Genomic DNA, 16,564 nt, shown 5'->3' with positions numbered 1-16,564 from the left:
GCGGCGTCAGAGCGGCGGGGCCGACAGCAGCACGGCGCCGGCGGCGGCGCTGAGGGCGGCGACGAGGCACCAGCGGTCGGCGCGGACACGGCAGCCGCCCGCCCGCGCGAGCGCGGCGAGGCCGGCGGCGAGCACCGCGGCGCCGATCTGCACCGTCGCCGAGGTCCGCATCAGCGACCACGCCTCGAACGGAGGCACGCGGCCCCCACCGGGCAGGAACGGCAGCCCCGCGACGCTCGCCGACGCCAGCAGCAGCAGCGCCGACCCGACCGCCAGGGCGACCACGACGTGCCCGAGCACCTCGGCCGCGGCCCGCTGTCGAGCGCGAGGCGCGGCGATCTGCGGAAGGACGGCGGGGGCACTCGCAGCACTGCGGAGGGGCATGCGCCGAGCGTAGAACGCGGCCGTCTGCGGCGGACCCCCTTGCAGATCCCCCTTCCGGAGGTGATTCCGCGGGGAGACGCCGCTCCGGCTCCCGTTGCGCGCTCGATGTTACACATCGGGCCGATGTATAACGTTGCGGCGGCTTCTCGGTCGACCGGACTGCTGACGCTGGTGGATCTCGATACGCCCGCTCCGCGGGCTACTCGATCAGCATGAAGGAGGCATGCCCGGGAATGCATGGACGGCGCGGGTCGGCATGCCCGGCGCTGCATGCTGGTCGAGTAGCCCCGAAGGGGCGTATCGAGACCCCGCGTCAGATGTTCAGGCGGTTGAAGATCGGGGACGGCAGCAGGCGGATCACCGTCATGATGACGCGCCACTTGGCCGGGGCGTAGGCGACGGCGCGGCCGGAGGCCATGGCGGCGGCGACGTCCTTCGCGACGGAGTCGACCGGGGCCAGCGAGGCTCCGCTCTGCTTGAGCGAGGCGGTCATCGGGGTGTCGGTCGGGCCGGGCTTGATCAGCACGACGGACAGGCGCGAGCCGGCCAGGCGGTGCTGCAGGCCCTGGGCGAAGCGCTCGACGAGGCCCTTGGCGGAGCCGTAGACGTAGTTGGTCTTGCGGCCCCGGTCACCGGCGACGGAGCCGATCACACCGATGCTGCCGGAGGTCAGCGCGTTGGCGTACGCCTCCATCCAGAGGACCACCGAGACCCCGGTGACGACGAGCACGTCGCGGGCGACGGCGAGGTCGGCGGACGCCTCGTCCTGGGTCGTCATCGCGCCGTGGGCGATCAGCACGGTGTCGGGGGCGCCGCCCTCGAGCGAGGTCGCGACGACGGAGGAGATCGCGGCGGGGTCGGTCAGGTCGACAGCGGCCACCGACAGCGCGGCCGCGGGGAAGCGCACGCGCAGGTCCGTCGCCAGCGCCTCCAGCCGGCCGGCGTCGCGGCCGACCAGCAGAGCCGAGCGCGCGCCCGTGCCCAGCCACAGCCGCAGCGTGTGCTCGGCGATGGCGGAGGTCGCTCCGACCACGACGATCTTGGAGGGGGTACCAGTGCTCACGTCAGCTCCCGAGGACTCGGCGCGAGAAGCCGGAGGAGATCCCCGGGTCGCGCTGGAGGGCGAATTCGGCGAGGCGCGGGAAGCCGGCCTCGAACATCTCGCGCGACATGCGCGCGTCCTTCGCCGGGTACAGCCGGCCGCCCGTGGCGAGCACCAGCGCGTCGAGGCGCTCGAACAGCGGCAGCGCGACGGGCGTGTTCGGGAAGTCGAGCGCGAAGCAGACCCCGGGCGCCGGGAAGCTCAGCAGGCCCGGCGACTCCAGCGCCCCGAAGGTCTTCAGCACGCCGAGGAAGGAGCCGGTGCCCGAGGCCGCGATCAGCGCGAGCATCTCGCGGGTCGTCTCGAGCGCCCCCTCCCACGGCACGGTGCTCTGGTACTGGTAGAAGCCGCGCGGGCCGTACATCGTGTTCCAGCCCTCGATCGCGTCGAGCGGGTAGCTGAACTGCTCGTAGTGCTGCACCGAGCGGCGGGCGCGGGTCGCCTTCAGGCGGTAGTAGGCGCGGTTGAGCAGCGGCAGCGTGGCGCGGTTGACGACCGACAGCGGGAAGGCGAACGGCACCTTCAGCGAGCCCGGCCGGGTCTCCGGCAGCTCCGGGGCGGCCGTGCTGTCCGCGCGCGAGTAGACCCCGCGTCGCCCACCGCCCGTGGTCACGTCGATCCAGGCGACGGTGTGCTCGAAGACGTCCATCGACTCGTGCACGAGATCGAGGTACCCCTCGAGGGTCTGGAAGGGCACGTCCTCGCTGACGAGCCACGGCCCGGGGACGCGCGCGAGCCCGAGCTCGACCTCGACGATCAGCCCGGTCAGCCCGAGGCCGCCGATCGTCGCCTGGAACAGCTCGACGTTCTCGGTGGGCGTGCAGCGCGAGGACGACCCGTCGCTGCGCAGGAGTGTGAAGGAGCGCACGTGCCGGCCGATCGTGCCGGCGGAGGCGTGGTTCTTGCCGTGCACGTCGTTCGCGATCGCGCCGGCGAGGGTGACGTTCTTGGTGCCGGGGGTGACCGGCAGCATCCAGCCGCGCGGCGCGAAGACGGCCTGCACGTCGCGCAGCAGCACGCCCGGCTCTGCCCGCAGCACGCCGGTCTCGTCGTCGAAGGCCAGCAGGCGGTCGAAGCCGCTGAAGTCCCAGATCCGGCCGCCGCCGTTGAGCGCGACGTCGCCGTAGCTGCGGCCGAGCCCGTAGGCGATGCCGCTGTCGCCCGCGGCCAGCGCGGCCTGCGCCTGCTCGACGCTCGTGATCCGGGTGACGCGGTGCTCGTCGCGCGAGAGCAGGCCCCAGGAGGAGACGGGTGTGGTCATGCGGGCTCCTCTCGCGGGCCGGAGAACGTGACGTTCTTGTCGAGGTGGTACTTGGCGACGTAGCCGATGGCCAGGCCGATGACGGCGCCGGTGTAGCGGGCGAAGTCGGTGCCGAAGAGGTAGTCGAAGCCGAACTCGAAGCCCCAGAAGATCAGGGTCGTCACGCCGCTCATCACGCCGTAGAGGAGGAACGTCCTCAGCCCGTGCGCCGCATTCATCGTCTCGTGCTTGAAGATGAAGCGCTTGTCGAGCACGTACTTGGCGATCACCCCCGTCAGGGTGCCCGCGAGCACGGCGGCGATCGTGGCCCACTCCGCGTCGACGGCGAGCTCGACGAGCATCTGAGTGCCCAGATTCACCGCCGTTGCAAGGATCGCGAAGACGACGTACAGCGCGGCCGTCCGCATGCGCTTCCCTCCGTGGTGCTCCGGTCGTGAGCGCTGCGGATCCGGGCGGATGGGAGCGCGTTCACCCCCGATTGTAGGTTGGGCCCGCGTCACCCCGATCCCGCCCGATCCGGCCGTTCCTGGCCCCGTTCCCCCGAGAGGGAGACGTCGTGAACACCGCCCGCGCACTCGTCGCCGCCATGCGTCCGCGCCAATGGCTGAAGAACGTCCTGGTGCTGGCCGCTCCGGTCGCCGCCGCGCGCATCCTCGAGCCCGAGATCCTCGTCGCGACCGTCATCGGCGTGATCGCGTTCAGCCTCGCCTCCTCCGGCGGCTACCTGCTCAACGACCTCCTCGACGTCGAGTCGGACCGCGTGCACCCGAAGAAGCGCTTCCGCGCGATCGCGTCCGGCGCGCTGCCGCTGAAGGTCGCCTGGCCGGCCGCGTTCGTGCTGATGATCGTGCCGGTGCTGGTCACCTTCCTGCTCGGCTTCACCTGGTTCGCGGCGACGCTCGCCGCCTACCTGGTGATGCAGATCTCGTACTGCCTCTGGCTCAAGCACGAGCCCGTCATCGACATCCTGATCGTGGCGGGCGGCTTCGTGCTCCGCGCGATCTCGGGCGCGGCCATCGCGGACATCCCGCTGACGCAGTGGTTCCTGCTCGCGGTGTCCTCGGGCTCGCTGTTCATGGTCGCGGGCAAGCGCTACTCCGAGAAGCTGCAGAGCGAGGGCAAGGAGGAGAGCCACACCCGCTCGACCCTCAAGGTCTACACGCCGGGCTACCTGCGCTTCATCTGGTCGGTCGCCGCGTCGCTGACGATGATCTCCTACGCGCTGTGGGCGCTGTTCATCAACGGCGAGAACTCGCTCTGGTCGATGGCGTCGGTGGTGCCGTTCGGTGCGGCGCTGTTCCTCTACGCCCTCGACATCGAGCGCGGGCGGGCGTCGGCGCCGGAGGACATCGTGCTGGGCAACCTGCGGCTGCTCGTCTGCGGCGCGCTCTGGGCGGGGCTGTTCGTCGTCGCGATCATGACGCGGACGACCACGGGCTGAGGTCGCGACCCGGGCGTCGGGCCGGGTCCGCCGCGGGATCGACGTCGTCGACGCCCTCGACCACCTCGCCGGGCTTCTCGAGGACCGCGAGCGCCTGCTCGGTGATCTCGTCGAGCAGGCCCGCGAGCTCGCGCTGGTCCTCCGGCACGTCGACCCCGCGGATCCCGGTGGCGCGGATGAGCAGCGGCAGGGTGCTGCCCTGGATCAGCAGCGTCCCAGCGATCTTCTCGCCTCGTTGAACGTCCGCGACTGCTGTGTCGTGTCCTCGGTGGGACCACCTCGGCCCCCGCACTACAGGAGGCATCATGCTCAAGCGAATCGCGACCACTGTGACGACTGCGGCGTTCGCCGCCGTCCTTCTCGCCGGATGTTCGACGGCCGCCGGCTCGGCCGCCTCGTCGGAAGCGCCGGCCGACAGCCCCTCCGCCACCGCGACGGCCTCCGCCACCGCGACCGCCTCCGCTGAGACGGCGGCTCTCACGACGGCGTCCTCGCCGCTGGGCGAGATCATCACGGACGAGGCCGGCTCCACCGTCTACACGTTCACGAAGGACACGCAGAACTCGGGCAGCAGCAGCTGCTACGACGAGTGCGCCACGACCTGGCCGGCCGTGTCGGCGTCCAGCACGACCGCCGCGGACGGGATCACCGGAGAGGTCGGCTCGATCACGCGCACCGACGGGACGACCCAGCTGACCGTCGACGGATGGCCGGTCTACCGGTTCGCGAAGGACACCGCACCGGGCCAGGTCAACGGGCAGGGTGTGAAGGACGCCTGGTACGTCCTCCTCCCCGACGGCACGATGAACAAGGAAGCCGCGGCCATGAGCACCGCCACCCCGGCGTCCTGATGCGACGGCGACCCGTCCCCGCGCGCAGCGATGCGCATCGCCCGGACGGGTCGCCGGTTCTCGACTGGCAAGGACGGAAAGGGATGACCGGCAGTGATCGCAGCGACCGAGATGAGGGAGCGCGCCGTGGCGCTTCGAGGCGGTGAGCACTGTGCCCCGCCCCGTCGATGAGCTCCTGGCCGCGCTGTACGAGAGTCACGGCCCGGCGTTGCGACGCTTCGTGCAGAACCTCACTCGGAACGCGGCGCTGACGGAGGACGTCGTACAGGAGACGATGGTCCGGGCCTGGCAGCGCCCGCAGGTCCTCGAACGCGACGCCGACGCCGCGCGCGCGTGGCTGTTCACCGTCGCCCGCAACCTCGTCATCGACGACGCCCGCTCCGCTCGGAGCCGACGCGAAGTGCCGGCGAAGGACGAGGACGGCGGCGGCGCCGTCCCCGATCGCACCGACGCGGTCCTGGACAGCATCCTCGTCGCCGACGCTCTCGCCTCGCTGTCGGTGGAGCATCGTCGGATCGTGGTGGACGCGTACTTCCTCGGACACACCGTCCCCGAGATCGCCCGCCGGCACTCCATCCCCGAGGGAACAGCGAAATCCCGATTGCACTACGGACTGCGCGGACTGCGACTGGCTCTGCAGGAAAGGGGCGTCACCCGATGAACGACCACCACGGAAGCTCTGCGACGGAGGACGAGTACCGCGACTGGGACGCGTCCTACGTCCTCGGCGCTCTCCCCGCGGATCAGCGACTCGAGTACGAGCAGCACCTCAGCGGCTGCGCGGCCTGCCGCGCGGCCGTGGCAGAGCTGGCAGGACTGCCCGGCATCGTCGGTCGCCTCTCCGTCGAGGACGCTCTCGCCATCAGCGCATCGGACGACGGCGAGGAGGCGCCGCCGTCGATGGTGACGCTGCCCGCCATCGCCCACCGTGTCCGGACGCGCCGACGTCGGCGCCGGCTGGTGACGTCCCTCGCCGTCGCGGCCGCCGTCACCGCCTCTGTCTTCGGAGGGGTCGCTCTGGGCACCGGCATCGCGGGCGCTCCCGTGGCGAGCGAGGCGACCCTCGAACCGATGGACCCGATAGCGGCCGATCCCGCTCTCGCTGCGGACATCCAGGTCGAGGGGAAGCCGTGGGGCACCCGGCTGGAGTGGAGCTGCACCTACAGTGGTGATGCGCCCGCCGACGCGGAGTACGAACTCGTGATCACCCGCACGGACGGCAGCACGATCACCGTCGCCACCTGGACGGCGGCCGGGCAGCGCGCCGTCGACCTGGCGGCGTCCACGGGCATCGCCCGGTCGGAGATCACCGGTGTCGACATCAGGGTCCGCGGTACGAACACCCCTCTCGTCCGCACCGACACCTGAGACACCATCCACCCGCAGGAGACACCGACACTGCCCGCGGTGCCGCGGACACCGGACAGGAGCAGACCATGAGCACCGAGACCACGCCGCTGCACATCACCCGCGAGGGCCCGAGAAGCTTCATCGGCCGCAACGCGCGAGGAGCCGAGGTCCGCATCGGCGGGTCGGACGCCGACGGCGTGTTCTCGCCCGGCGAGCTGCTGCACCTCGCCCTCGCCGCCTGCGGCATGCTCTCCTCGGACCACCTCCTCGCCAGCCGGCTCGGAGCCGACTTCGAAGCGACCACCGACATCACCGCGACCAAGCCCGAGAACGAGGACCGCTACGACTCGATCACCGCCGTGATCCGCGCCGACCTGTCGGCGCTCGATCCCGAGCGGATCGCCTCACTGTCCGAGCGCACCCGCCGGGCGGTCGACCGTCAGTGCACCGTCGGCCACACGCTCGAGCACGGCGCGGCGTACACCGTCGACATCGTGGACGACCAGGCCGGTCCCGTCAGCGGTCCGCGGACCGGGACCGTCTGAGATCAGCGCCTCATCGGTCACGACGACCGGTGCCGACCGAGCCGCGGACGTCTGCCTTCAATGCCGTCAGTCTGCGACTCGCCGACCGGATCCCAGACGATTCGCGAGGCGGAGCGCGTTCACGGAGCGGAGGTGCTGGTCGGCGCGGTGACGTCCGTTGGCCGGTGAGGGGTGCGGTGCCGCGAGGACGGGGACGACACGGGGATCATCGTGCAGGGTCAGGTAGCGCATGACCCCGTCGAGCGCCACGGTCCCGTAGGTGACGACGGCGTCGAGCGCGGGCAGCAGCTCCAGCAGCTCACCGAGCGCGAGCCGGCCCTGCTCGATGTCCGCGGGGCCGACGCGGCCAGGGATCTCCCACGGGATGAGGTTCCATCGGAGGTAGTGGTCGCGGGGGAGTCCGGACTCGATGCGGGCCGCCCGGAACGCGGCGGCGGTGGGCCCGAGGTTGTCTTCGCTGCAGACGGCAGCGGATCCCGCGGCGATCGTCCGAGGGCCGGGTGACTGCATCAGCACCAGGACGCGACTGGCGGTGCCGCCGGAGCGGGGATCGAAGCCCGGAACGAAGCGTCCGGTCCCGTCCGCGGTACTCCGCCAGGTCTCGGCGAGGGCGTTCAGGGTTCCGACATCCACGATGGTCCTCGATCCCGGTCAGGCCGGTCGCGGGGGTGCGAGCAGGGTGCCGCGGATCACGGAACCGTGGAAGGTGCGGGCGGCGACGAAGATCCACGCGGCGACCAGGCCGACGTAGTAGAGCACGGCGAGGCCGGCGACGACCGTGAGACCGGAGTGCAGGGCGAGGCCGTTCAGTCCGGTGACGCAGGTGCCGACGGGGAACGTGAACGACCACCACGTCAGACTGAACGGCAGGTGCTCCTTCGCGGTGCGGAGAGTGATCGCGAGAGCGATGACGGTCCAGAGCAGTGCGAAGCCGAGCATCGCGAAGCCGTACACCAGAGCCACGACCAGCAGCGCACGCGCCGTGCCGGCGTCGACGACGGTGGGCGCGTTCGAGGCGAGCAGATTCACAGCGGTGATCGACTGTCCGACCGGACCGAGGACGATCCACAGCGTCGGCACCATCCCCGCTGCTCCGACCTTGTGCTGCGCGAGCCGGTTCCAGATCAGGGTGATCACCACCAGCGACGCGACCAGGCTGAGGCCGAAGAAGCCGTAGCAGGACCACAGGAGCGTCTCCCGCGCCTGCCCGGCGGGCGCGTACGGCAGCAGCAGTGCGCCGGTGGAAGCGGACACCATCGGCGGAACGATCGGCATCAGCCAGCCGCCGAACGCCGAATCGGGCTTGTTCTCGTGCCGGGTGAACGCGAGGTAGGGCACCAGGACCGCCGTCACCAGCCCGCCGAGAGTCCCCGCACCCCAGAGCACCCAGTCGATGGTGACAGCGGCGGGCAGGCCGATCCAGTCCTTGCCGAGGAGGAGGGTTCCCGCGCCGACGGTGAGGAACGCCATGGGCGGCGCGCCGTAGAAGTGCGAGAGGACCGGATTCAGGTGGTGCCTCATCGCTGTACCGCGGTAGCGGACCCAGTGCAGCCCGGTCGCGACCGTCAGCGCGACGAGCAGCAGTGCGGCGATCGCCCAGACGACGGTGGCTGCGGTACGCAGTCCGGGGAACTGGAGTGGCAGGGACGCGGCGGCGACCGCGACGATGCCGGTGCCCATGATCGACGCGAACCAGTTCGGCGTCAGGTTCGACACGATCAGTCCCGGATGCTCCAGCTCCCGGAACAAGCGCCTCGACCGCGGAGGATGCCCGATCGAGGAAGATGCGCGGGCGGGGGCGAGAGTTGTCATGACTCCAGCCTGAGCATCGCCGTCCCCAGCCGATACAGCGATCGTGTTGGCGGGGCACAATGAGTGCTTGTGGCGACGCGGCGACTGACGGACCGGATCCTGGATCTCGACACGCTGGAGGTGCTCGAACGCATCGCCGAGGCGGGCTCGCTCTCCCGCGCCGCCGAAGACCTCGGCGTCACCCAGCAGGCCGTCTCGGCGCGTCTGCGGGTCGCGGAGCGCGCCATCGGGCAGCCGCTCGTGCGCCGCTCTCCGACCGGGTCCCTGATGACCGACGCGGGTCGGCTCGTGCTCGAGCTGGCCGGCCCGGTCCTCGAGGCGTCCCGCCGCCTCGAGGCGGGCGCGGCGGCACTGCGACAACCGACCGGCTCACTGGTCCTCGCGGCGTCGCAGACGATCGCCGAACTGCTGCTCCCACGCTGGCTCCTCGAATTCCGACAGCGCACACCCGAGGTGAGTGTGCAGCTGATCGCCGGCAATTCAGCCACGGTCACCGAGCTCGTGCGATCCGGTGCGGCGCAGCTCGGATTCGTCGAGACACCGGCGTCCACGGCCACGCTCTCCTCTCACGTGGTCACGGAGGACGAACTCGCTGTCGTCGTCGCACCGGACCACCCCTGGGCACGCGCGGCGAGTATCGGCGCCGAGGATGTGGCCGGGACTGCACTGCTGACACGAGAGGAAGGCTCCGGCACCCGGACGACCCTCGAAGCATGGCTCCACGACGCCGGGCTCGCACCCACGACTCCCGCCGCGATCCTGGAGACGACGGCGATCATCCGAGCGAACGCCCGCGCCGGCATCGCGCCCGCAGTCATGAGCATCCTCACCGTCGAAGCAGATCTCGCCGCGCGCTCACTGATACGAGTGCCCCTCCGCGGACCAGCACTCGTGCGACCCCTCCGCGCCATCTGGTCCGATCGCATCGGGTCGTCCGCGGCGGCGTTCCTGGAGATCGCGCACGAGATGCGCTGACCGGTGCACGGCCGGGCCGGGCCGAACCGGAGTGGTCGCCTCTGCACACGGCGGCACGGACGTCACTTCGCGGTGATGGCGAAGAGCCCGGCGATGCCGACGGTGTAGAGCGCGAGCACGATCAACGAGTCGACTCCCATGCCGGCGATGCGCCGGGTGGGTCGGAAGATCAGTCCGACGACGTAGACGAGGGTGAGCAGGGCGGCGAGAGCGGTGAGGTAGATGTCGGACGAGTTCGCCTGCGGGAGGACTGCGGTGCCGGAGAGGACGGTGGCGACGAGGAACAGCACGGGGAGGAAGGCGTTGCCGCCGAAGATGTCGCTGATGGCGAGGTTGTCGTCGCCCTGCTTGACGGCTTGCAGCCCGGTCGAGATCTCGGGGAGGGAGGTGGCGAGAGCGAGCACGGTGGCTCCGAACAGCACCCCTGAGAGACCGAGCTGCGAGGATGCCGCGTCACCGGCGCGCTCGAGCACGACACCGGCGAGGAGGGTCGCCGCGGCGGAGATCGTGAACACGATGGTCGCCTTGCGTGTGCTCATCGGGTGCGTCTTCTTCTTCGCGGGGGATGCTGTCGCGTCGGGGGCCCGCCCGTCCTCGTGCCAGGGGAGGTGCTTGCCGGAGCGCTGCACGAGCAGCAGCCCCACGACCCAGAGGCCGGCGATGAGGACGACGTCCGGGGTCAGGCGCAGCACTTCCAGCCCGGAGGGCAGCTGACTGCCGGCGATGACGACGGCGAGCACCGCGACGACCACGAGCCCCTCGAGCACGAGTGTGAGGGACGCGGCACGGTAGGTGAGCGGCTTCGCACCTTTCCCGCGCTTGCCGAACAGGTCGAGGACGACGAGGACCACGGTCTGCAGTGCGATGCCGCCGAGGATGTTGCCGACCGCGACGTCCAGGTTCCCGGAGAGCGCGGCGGACACGGTGATCGCGATCTCCGGCAGGTTCGTCGCGACGGCGAGGACGATCAGACCGCCCAGCGCACTCCCCAGGTGCAGACGCGCGTCCAGAACGTCCGTCGCCTTCGACAACTGGATGCCGGCGATCCACACCACTGCGGCGGCGGCGAGGAAGACGACGACGAGAACAACGAGAGGCAGACCATCCATGCACTGAGTGAACCGCGCCGACGACGATTCCAGACCCCCTTGCGCCGGGGCTGCTTCTCACCGTCAGCACCGGCCGGTCCTCATGATCCCCCTCTCCCCGGTCGATGATTCGGAGCCGCTGCCCTGGTCCTGACCGAGGTGCGGGCGTAAGCTGACGGCAGTGGCGATGGATCCCGCCCGGGCGTGAGCCCGAACTGCCGCCGAGGCTGATGGTTCCTACCTTCTCGATCAGAGACCAGGTAGGTGACCCGTGCCCGCGCATCCCCCGCTCGTCCTCGTGCGCCACGGTGAGAGCACCGGCAACGCCGACGGTCTCTTCTGCGGCGTCCTCGACGTCCCCCTCACCGACCTCGGACGTGACGAAGCGCGACAGGCCGCGACGCTGCTGAGGGACGCATCGATCGACCCCGATCTGATCCTCACGTCGACCCTGCAACGCTCCACCGAATCGGCCCGGATCATCGTCGGCGCCCTTCCAGGGCGGCCGCGGATCGTCGCGGCCCAGTGGCGGCTGAACGAGCGCGACTACGGAGCGCTCACCGGCCTGTCGAAGAGCGTCGTCAGAGCCCGGTACGGGGCCAACGCCTTCCTGGAGTGGCGCCGGTCGATGGACGTCCGCCCGCCTGCTCTGTCCCCCGCCGCCTTCGCGCAGCTGCACACGTCTGCGGCGTTCCGTGGGCAGCCGGCCGAGGCGATGACGGAGACGGAGTCGTTGCGCGACGTCGTCCACCGACTGCAGCCGCTCCTCGAGGAGCGCATCCTGCCCGCCCTCGAGGAGGGCGAGACGGTGCTCATCGTCGGGCACGGCAACTCCCTGCGCGCGCTGCGCGCCCTTCTCGAGGACCTCGGCGATGCCGCGGTCCGCGATCTGAACATCCCGACGGGTCAGCCGTACCTGTACGACACCGGGCCCTCCGGGACACCGATCTCGAGGAGCGGACGCTACCTCGACCCCGCAAGAGCCGACCGGGCGGCGATCACGCTCGCCCACGAAGGAGGAACCTGATGAACGCCTACATCAGCCACACCCGCACCAGCATCCACGGATCGGGCGAGTACGTCACCCACCCCGCCGGACACCCGCTGGTCATCGCCGACGTCGCCGCACGGCAGATCCTCGACTCCCGCGGCTTCCCGACCGTCGCTGTCACCCTGCGCCTGGACGACGACACCGTCCTGGACGCCTCCGCCCCCGCGGGCGCCTCGACCGGCGCGTTCGAAGCGGTCGAGCTGCGCGACGGCGGCCCCGCGTTCGGCGGACGCGGAGTCCGCTCCGCTGTCGCGGCCGTCGACGGCGAGATCCGCGCCCTCCTGCTCGAGCACTCCTGGACCTCGCTTCGCGAGATCGACGAAGCGCTGCGAGCACTGGATGGAACCGCGAACCTCGCCCGCCTCGGAGCGAACTCCGTCGTCGCCGTCTCCATCGCGGCCGCCCGCGCCTTCGCAGCGCGCACCGGCCTGCCCCTGCACCGGTGGATCGCCGACCACACCGGGGCGACCGCCTCCCTGCCCGTCCCGCACTTCAACGTCATCAACGGCGGCGCGCACGCCGCGAACGGCCTCGACTTCCAAGAGTTCATGATCGCCCCCGTCTCCGCCGGCACCGAGGAGGAGGCCGTGCAGGTCGGCGCCGAGATCTATCACGCCCTCGCCGCCCGCGTCCGCACCGCCTACGGCACCTCCGGGCTCGGCGACGAGGGCGGCTTCGCGCCCCCCATCGACCGGCCCGAAGACGCCCTGGACCTCCTCGTCGCAGCGATCACCGACGCCGGATACCAGCCCGGCACCGGTGACATCGCGATCGCGATGGATCCCGCCGCGAACGGCTTCTTCCACGGCGACGGCCACTACACCGTCGCCGGCACCGACCTCGACCGCGACGCACTCGCCCGCTACTACGAGAAGCTGATCGCCGACTACCCGATCCGCAGCATCGAGGACGGCTTCGCCGAGGACGACCACGAGGGCTGGGCCCTCCTCGCCCACACCATCAGCGACCGGGTGCAGCTCGTGGGAGACGACCTCTACGTCACCGACGCCGACCGCATCCGCGACGGAGCCCGCAACGGCTACTCCAATGCCGCACTCATCAAGCCCAATCAGATCGGCACCATCACCGGCACCCTCGACGCGATCGCGGCCGCGCACGACGCCGGCATGCGCTGCATGGTCTCCCACCGCTCCGGTGAGACCCTCGACACCTTCATCGCCGATCTCTCGGTGGGAACCGGAGTCGGGCAGATCAAATCTGGCGCCCCCGCGCGCGGCGAGAGGGTCGCGAAGTACAACCGCCTCGTCGACATCGAGCACCTCGACCCCGCGCTGCACTACGGCCTCACCCACTGACCCGCCCCCTCCCGAAAGGCCCCACTCCTCGTGACCGATGACCTCCACCGTCACCGCCCCCCGGACCCCGACCCCGAGCTGCCGGTCGACAGCGACCTCGACGTCGACGACGCCCCCGACGGGACGCCACGTCCCGTGCACCTGCGCCTGCGGTACCTCCTCCTCGTCGCCGCCGGCGGCACGGTCGGGACCGGGGCGCGGGAGGGCCTGACCCTCGCGTTCCCCGCCGGTCCCGCCTTCGACACCGTCGTCTTCGCCATCAACATCGTCGGCGCGCTCCTGCTCGGCGTGCTCCTGGAGAGCCTCGCCAGAGCCGGCAGCGACGAGGGCCGACGCCGCACCGCACGACTGCTGCTCGGTACCGGAGCGCTCGGAGGCTTCACCACCTACAGCACCCTCGCCACCGACACCGCCCACCTGCTCACCACAGGACACCCCGCACCCGCCGCCCTCTACGCGCTCGGCACCGTCCTCCTCGGTGCCCTCGCGTCCTGGACAGGGATCGCTCTCGCCGCAGCACTCCACCGGCGACGCACGCAGAGGAAGGTGCCGGCATGACTCCCGCACTGTTCCTCGCGCTCTCCCTCGCCGGCGGAATCGGGGCTGCGACACGGCTCCTCCTCGACGGGCTCATCAAAGCCCGCACCGGCGGCGCCTACCCCTGGGGCACCACCGTCATCAACGTCACCGGATCACTCCTCCTCGGACTGATCACCGGGCTCGCCCTCGCAGGCATCGCCCCCGAATCGTGGCGACTCGTCCTCGGCACCGGCTTCCTCGGCGGCTACACCACCTTCTCCACCGCCAGCCTCGAAACCGTGCGCCTCCTCGCCGAAGGACGCCGCCTCGCCTCCGTCACCAACGCCCTCGGCATGCTCCTCCTCAGCGTCATCGCCGCAGCAGCAGGACTCTGGCTCGGAGGCGCGCGATGAGCATCTTCGATGGCCGCGAGAGCGGGAGCGGTTCTCTTCCTCGACGCTGATGACGGCGGCGATGCCGAGCTCCATCAGAGCGTCCTGCGGGCGGCGTCGCGCATCGGCGGTCTCGATTCGGGGAGGGGGAAGCGCCTGTCCGTGCGCGGGCGCTCGCGCGCGCGGTCGAGGCCGGACGGAGAGTCTGCGCTCGTGTCCGGCCTCGGCCCAGAGGGTTGCGGGTGGCGGGTGCGTGGCTCCGCGACCCGGCATCTCCTGGGAAGAGACGCCCTCCTGCATGCCGGTCGAGCAGCCCCGCAGGGGCGTCTCTGCATGCTGGTCGAGCAGCCCCGCAGGGGCGTATCGAGACCCGATTCCCACGGACGTCGGTCGCCTCCCTGCCCTGCTGCCGCTCGTCAGCGCCGGTCGAGGACCCGGACGAGGCCGATCAGGAGGGCGATCGTCCCCAGCGCGGCGATCGCGATAGCGGCGGCTCCGGCCGGGCCGAGCGAGAGCGCCCAGTCGACGACGGCGGTCCGCAGCCCGGCGTCGGCGGCGAGGAGGAGCAGGAGGACCGCGACGGCGGCCTGGACCAGCCCCCAGACGATCGCGCCGGCGCGGATCCTGGGCCGCTTCGCGGTCTCGGTGGCGGTGCTGGTCTGCGTGGCGGTGGTGCTCTGCGCGGTCATCGTCCTGCCTCCGTCGGGGTCGTGCTGTCGGTTCCGGGCGGGGTGCCGGGGTCTGTCGGGGTGGTGGGGTCCGTCGTGGTGGGATCCGTCGTGGTGCCGGTGTCCGTCGGGGTCGGGAGGTCGGTCGCGGCAGCGGTCGCCCCCGAGGTCGGCTCCGCGGTCGCCGTGCCGTCCTGGTCGAGTGCGGCGCCGCTGGTCGAGTCCTCGGCGGTCCGGTCGTAGACGGTGACCCCGCCGCGGCCCTGCGCGATCCGGACGACGACCGGCTCGGCGTCCGGGTCGCCGAAGGTCTGCGTCCAGGTGGCTCCGTCGCGGCTGTACTCGACGTTCTCCGGCTCGGAGCCCACGTCGCCGTCGGCGAAAGCGGTCGTCAGCCAGTAGTAGCCGTTGGCCGTGGACGCCTCGAGGCGGACCGCCGCCCCCGCCATCGGCATGACGGTGATGTTCCCGGCGCCCTGCCAGACGTCGATCACCTCACCCGGAGCACCCAGCGACGGGTCGATCGAGATCTGCAGGTCGCCCGCCACCATCGCGTAGCTGCCGGGAACCGCGTTCGAGAGGCCGTACGAGCTGAGCATCGGCAGCAGCTGGCGCTCCGGCGGCACGAGCGACGCCGTCGAGGCCGTCAGCACCGTGATCACCGAGACCGCGATCAGGAGGATCGCGCGCCGGCGCAGCAGTCCCGCGGCGACGATCGCCAGGGCGAGCACCAGGGTCGCGACGCTGAAGCCGACGACGGTCGCGGTCGAGCCGGAGACGGTGAGCGACGTGATCGCGCCGACGACGGCGGCCAGGCCGAGCACGAGCAGGGTGACGCTCCTCCGCAGCCGCGGGTTCGCCTCGCGGTGCAGCCGACGCCGCTCGAGGCGCGCCGCGGTGATCGCGGCGGCACGGAGGCGCGACTCCTCGGCACGGGCCCGGGCCGTCTCGCGGGCGGTCGCGCTCTCCTGGGCGCGGAACGCCTCCCGCTCGGCCTTCCACTCCTCCTGGCGCTCGCGCCACAGCGCGAGGTCCTCCGGGGTGCTGGGCCGCGCCTCGGTCGGGCGCTGCGGGGGGAGGAGAGGAGCGGCGCTCGCCGGGTCGCCGGTGGGAGCGGGGTAGCCGGCGGTCGAGGCGCCGGGTCCCTCGGGGCTTCCGTACGGCGGGGGCGCCGGGTCGGTGCGGCCCGAGCGGCGGGCGATCCAGACCACGAAGAGCACGATGAGGACCAGGACGACGACCGTCCAGAGGGCACGGCCGGTGGCGGGCGCCCAGGGGACCGCCCCGGTGTACGCGCCGCCGAGCGACCAGAAGCCCTGCGCGACCGGGAGCATCGAGGCGAGCACCAGGGCGCCGATCCCGGCGTGGACCCGGGTCAGGCGGCCGCGGAGCAGCTCCTCGACCGGCAGCACGCCGTCCTCGTCGGGCAGCAGCAGCCAGGCCGCCGCGTAGAAGAGGAAGGCCGGGCCGCCGAGGACGGCGACCACGACGAAGATCCCGCGCACGATCAGCGGGTCGATGCCGAGGCGATCGGCGATGCCGGAGCAGACGCCGCCGACCCAGCCGGGCCGGCGGGCGAGATCGAGGGAGCGCAGCCAGAGGAGGAAGCGGTTCTCGGAGGAGGGGCCGGGTGCGGAGGCGCCGGGGCCGGGGGTGCCGTTCCCGGGATCGCCCGCTCCGGCGGTCGGGTCCGGCGTCGGCGGATTGCCCGCCGTCTCCTGCGCCGGGTCCGGCGGGGTCGTGCTCGCTGCTGTCATGGCTCGAGTGTGACCCTCCTCCACAGCCGCCGACCATCGGGGGAACCCCTGA

20 protein-coding genes and 1 riboswitch are annotated in these 16,564 nt (G+C 71.6%); of the genes, 10 read left to right on the top strand and 10 right to left on the bottom strand.

Annotated elements, in window-relative coordinates; translation table 11 throughout:
• Positions 1-6 precede the first annotated feature (6 nt).
• The 4 genes from EDF17_RS13820 to EDF17_RS13805 form a co-directional block, all read right to left on the bottom strand.
• Positions 7-384, bottom strand: coding sequence for a hypothetical protein (locus tag EDF17_RS13820; protein WP_133672074.1), 378 nt, complete (start codon positions 382-384; stop codon positions 7-9).
• 313 nt (positions 385-697) lie between these two features.
• A complete protein-coding gene (locus tag EDF17_RS13815) occupies positions 698-1,447 on the bottom strand; it encodes an SDR family NAD(P)-dependent oxidoreductase (RefSeq protein ID WP_123447198.1) in 750 nt (249 codons plus the stop codon).
• Position 1,448: 1 nt separating this feature from the next.
• Positions 1,449-2,747, bottom strand: a complete 1,299-nt coding sequence (locus tag EDF17_RS13810) for an FAD-binding oxidoreductase (protein ID WP_123447197.1) — start codon at positions 2,745-2,747, stop codon at positions 1,449-1,451.
• A complete protein-coding gene (locus EDF17_RS13805) occupies positions 2,744-3,154 on the bottom strand; it encodes a GtrA family protein (RefSeq protein WP_123447196.1) in 411 nt (136 codons plus the stop codon). The genes EDF17_RS13810 and EDF17_RS13805 overlap by 4 nt, the downstream gene beginning before the upstream one ends.
• A gap of 149 nt (positions 3,155-3,303) precedes the next feature.
• Between EDF17_RS13805 and EDF17_RS13800 the strand changes: the two genes are divergently transcribed.
• Complete coding sequence (locus EDF17_RS13800) at positions 3,304-4,188, top strand: decaprenyl-phosphate phosphoribosyltransferase (RefSeq protein ID WP_123447195.1); 885 nt, start codon at positions 3,304-3,306, stop codon at positions 4,186-4,188.
• Here the strand turns inward: EDF17_RS13800 and EDF17_RS13795 are convergent.
• Positions 4,163-4,495, bottom strand: coding sequence for a hypothetical protein (locus tag EDF17_RS13795; protein WP_133672072.1), 333 nt, complete (start codon positions 4,493-4,495; stop codon positions 4,163-4,165). The two genes, EDF17_RS13800 and EDF17_RS13795, sit on opposite strands and share 26 nt — an antisense overlap.
• Here EDF17_RS13795 and EDF17_RS13790 point away from each other — a divergent pair.
• The 4 genes from EDF17_RS13790 (at position 4,494) to EDF17_RS13775 (ending at position 6,934) form a co-directional block, all read left to right on the top strand.
• Positions 4,494-5,039: a hypothetical protein gene (locus EDF17_RS13790; protein ID WP_123447194.1), complete on the top strand. Its 546-nt coding sequence runs from the start codon at positions 4,494-4,496 to the stop codon at positions 5,037-5,039. The genes EDF17_RS13795 and EDF17_RS13790 overlap by 2 nt on opposite strands.
• A gap of 151 nt (positions 5,040-5,190) precedes the next feature.
• Positions 5,191-5,700, top strand: a complete 510-nt coding sequence (locus EDF17_RS13785) for a sigma-70 family RNA polymerase sigma factor (RefSeq protein ID WP_056045897.1) — start codon at positions 5,191-5,193, stop codon at positions 5,698-5,700.
• Complete coding sequence (locus EDF17_RS13780; RefSeq protein WP_123447193.1) at positions 5,697-6,407, top strand: zf-HC2 domain-containing protein; 711 nt, start codon at positions 5,697-5,699, stop codon at positions 6,405-6,407. Before EDF17_RS13785 ends, EDF17_RS13780 begins: the two co-directional genes overlap by 4 nt.
• Before the next feature lie 68 nt (positions 6,408-6,475).
• On the top strand, positions 6,476-6,934 hold the full coding sequence (locus tag EDF17_RS13775) for an OsmC family protein (RefSeq protein WP_123447192.1): 459 nt from the start codon (positions 6,476-6,478) through the stop codon (positions 6,932-6,934).
• Positions 6,935-7,000: 66 nt separating this feature from the next.
• Here the strand turns inward: EDF17_RS13775 and EDF17_RS13770 are convergent, their stop codons facing one another.
• Together EDF17_RS13770 and EDF17_RS13765 are read right to left on the bottom strand one after the other, a co-directional pair.
• Complete coding sequence (locus EDF17_RS13770) at positions 7,001-7,567, bottom strand: uracil-DNA glycosylase family protein (RefSeq protein ID WP_243732900.1); 567 nt, start codon at positions 7,565-7,567, stop codon at positions 7,001-7,003.
• 18 nt (positions 7,568-7,585) lie between these two features.
• On the bottom strand, positions 7,586-8,650 hold the full coding sequence (locus tag EDF17_RS13765) for a TDT family transporter (protein ID WP_243732899.1): 1,065 nt from the start codon (positions 8,648-8,650) through the stop codon (positions 7,586-7,588).
• A 165-nt stretch (positions 8,651-8,815) separates the two neighbouring features.
• Here EDF17_RS13765 and EDF17_RS13760 point away from each other — a divergent pair, with 165 nt between their 5' ends.
• Positions 8,816-9,721, top strand: a complete 906-nt coding sequence (locus tag EDF17_RS13760) for a LysR family transcriptional regulator (RefSeq protein ID WP_123447189.1) — start codon at positions 8,816-8,818, stop codon at positions 9,719-9,721.
• Positions 9,722-9,783: 62 nt separating this feature from the next.
• On the opposite strand, the gene EDF17_RS13755 is transcribed toward EDF17_RS13760, so the two are convergent.
• Positions 9,784-10,830 carry a sodium:calcium antiporter gene (locus EDF17_RS13755; protein ID WP_123447188.1) on the bottom strand — a complete coding sequence of 349 codons (1,047 nt, stop codon included), beginning with the start codon at positions 10,828-10,830 and terminating at the stop codon, positions 9,784-9,786.
• Between the two features lie 153 nt (positions 10,831-10,983).
• A riboswitch (Fluoride riboswitch) is annotated at positions 10,984-11,056 on the top strand.
• A gap of 24 nt (positions 11,057-11,080) precedes the next feature.
• On the opposite strand from EDF17_RS13755, the gene EDF17_RS13750 reads away from it, so the two are divergent.
• From EDF17_RS13750 to crcB, 4 genes are read left to right on the top strand one after another with little or no spacing between them, the layout of a single operon-like run.
• Positions 11,081-11,836 (top strand): 2,3-diphosphoglycerate-dependent phosphoglycerate mutase, encoded by a 756-nt coding sequence (locus EDF17_RS13750; protein WP_123447187.1) that lies wholly within the window; start codon positions 11,081-11,083, stop codon positions 11,834-11,836.
• Positions 11,836-13,176, top strand: coding sequence for a phosphopyruvate hydratase (gene eno, locus EDF17_RS13745; RefSeq protein WP_123447186.1), 1,341 nt, complete (start codon positions 11,836-11,838; stop codon positions 13,174-13,176). The genes EDF17_RS13750 and eno overlap by 1 nt, the downstream gene beginning before the upstream one ends.
• A gap of 30 nt (positions 13,177-13,206) precedes the next feature.
• Positions 13,207-13,734: a CrcB family protein gene (locus tag EDF17_RS13740; protein WP_243581419.1), complete on the top strand. Its 528-nt coding sequence runs from the start codon at positions 13,207-13,209 to the stop codon at positions 13,732-13,734.
• A complete protein-coding gene (gene crcB / locus EDF17_RS13735) occupies positions 13,731-14,108 on the top strand; it encodes a fluoride efflux transporter CrcB (RefSeq protein WP_123447185.1) in 378 nt (125 codons plus the stop codon). Before EDF17_RS13740 ends, crcB begins: the two co-directional genes overlap by 4 nt.
• 395 nt (positions 14,109-14,503) lie before the next feature.
• Here crcB and EDF17_RS13730 read toward each other — a convergent pair whose 3' ends face one another.
• A complete protein-coding gene (locus EDF17_RS13730; protein ID WP_123447184.1) occupies positions 14,504-14,776 on the bottom strand; it encodes a hypothetical protein in 273 nt (90 codons plus the stop codon).
• On the bottom strand, positions 14,773-16,512 hold the full coding sequence (locus EDF17_RS13725) for a PspC domain-containing protein (protein ID WP_123447183.1): 1,740 nt from the start codon (positions 16,510-16,512) through the stop codon (positions 14,773-14,775). Before EDF17_RS13725 ends, EDF17_RS13730 begins: the two co-directional genes overlap by 4 nt.
• Positions 16,513-16,564: the final 52 nt, after the last annotated feature.

It is taken from the genome of Rathayibacter sp. PhB1 (assembly GCF_004362935.1).
Lineage (GTDB): Bacteria > Actinomycetota > Actinomycetes > Actinomycetales > Microbacteriaceae > Rathayibacter > Rathayibacter festucae.
This window is presented reverse-complemented; position numbering and strand designations above follow the sequence as displayed.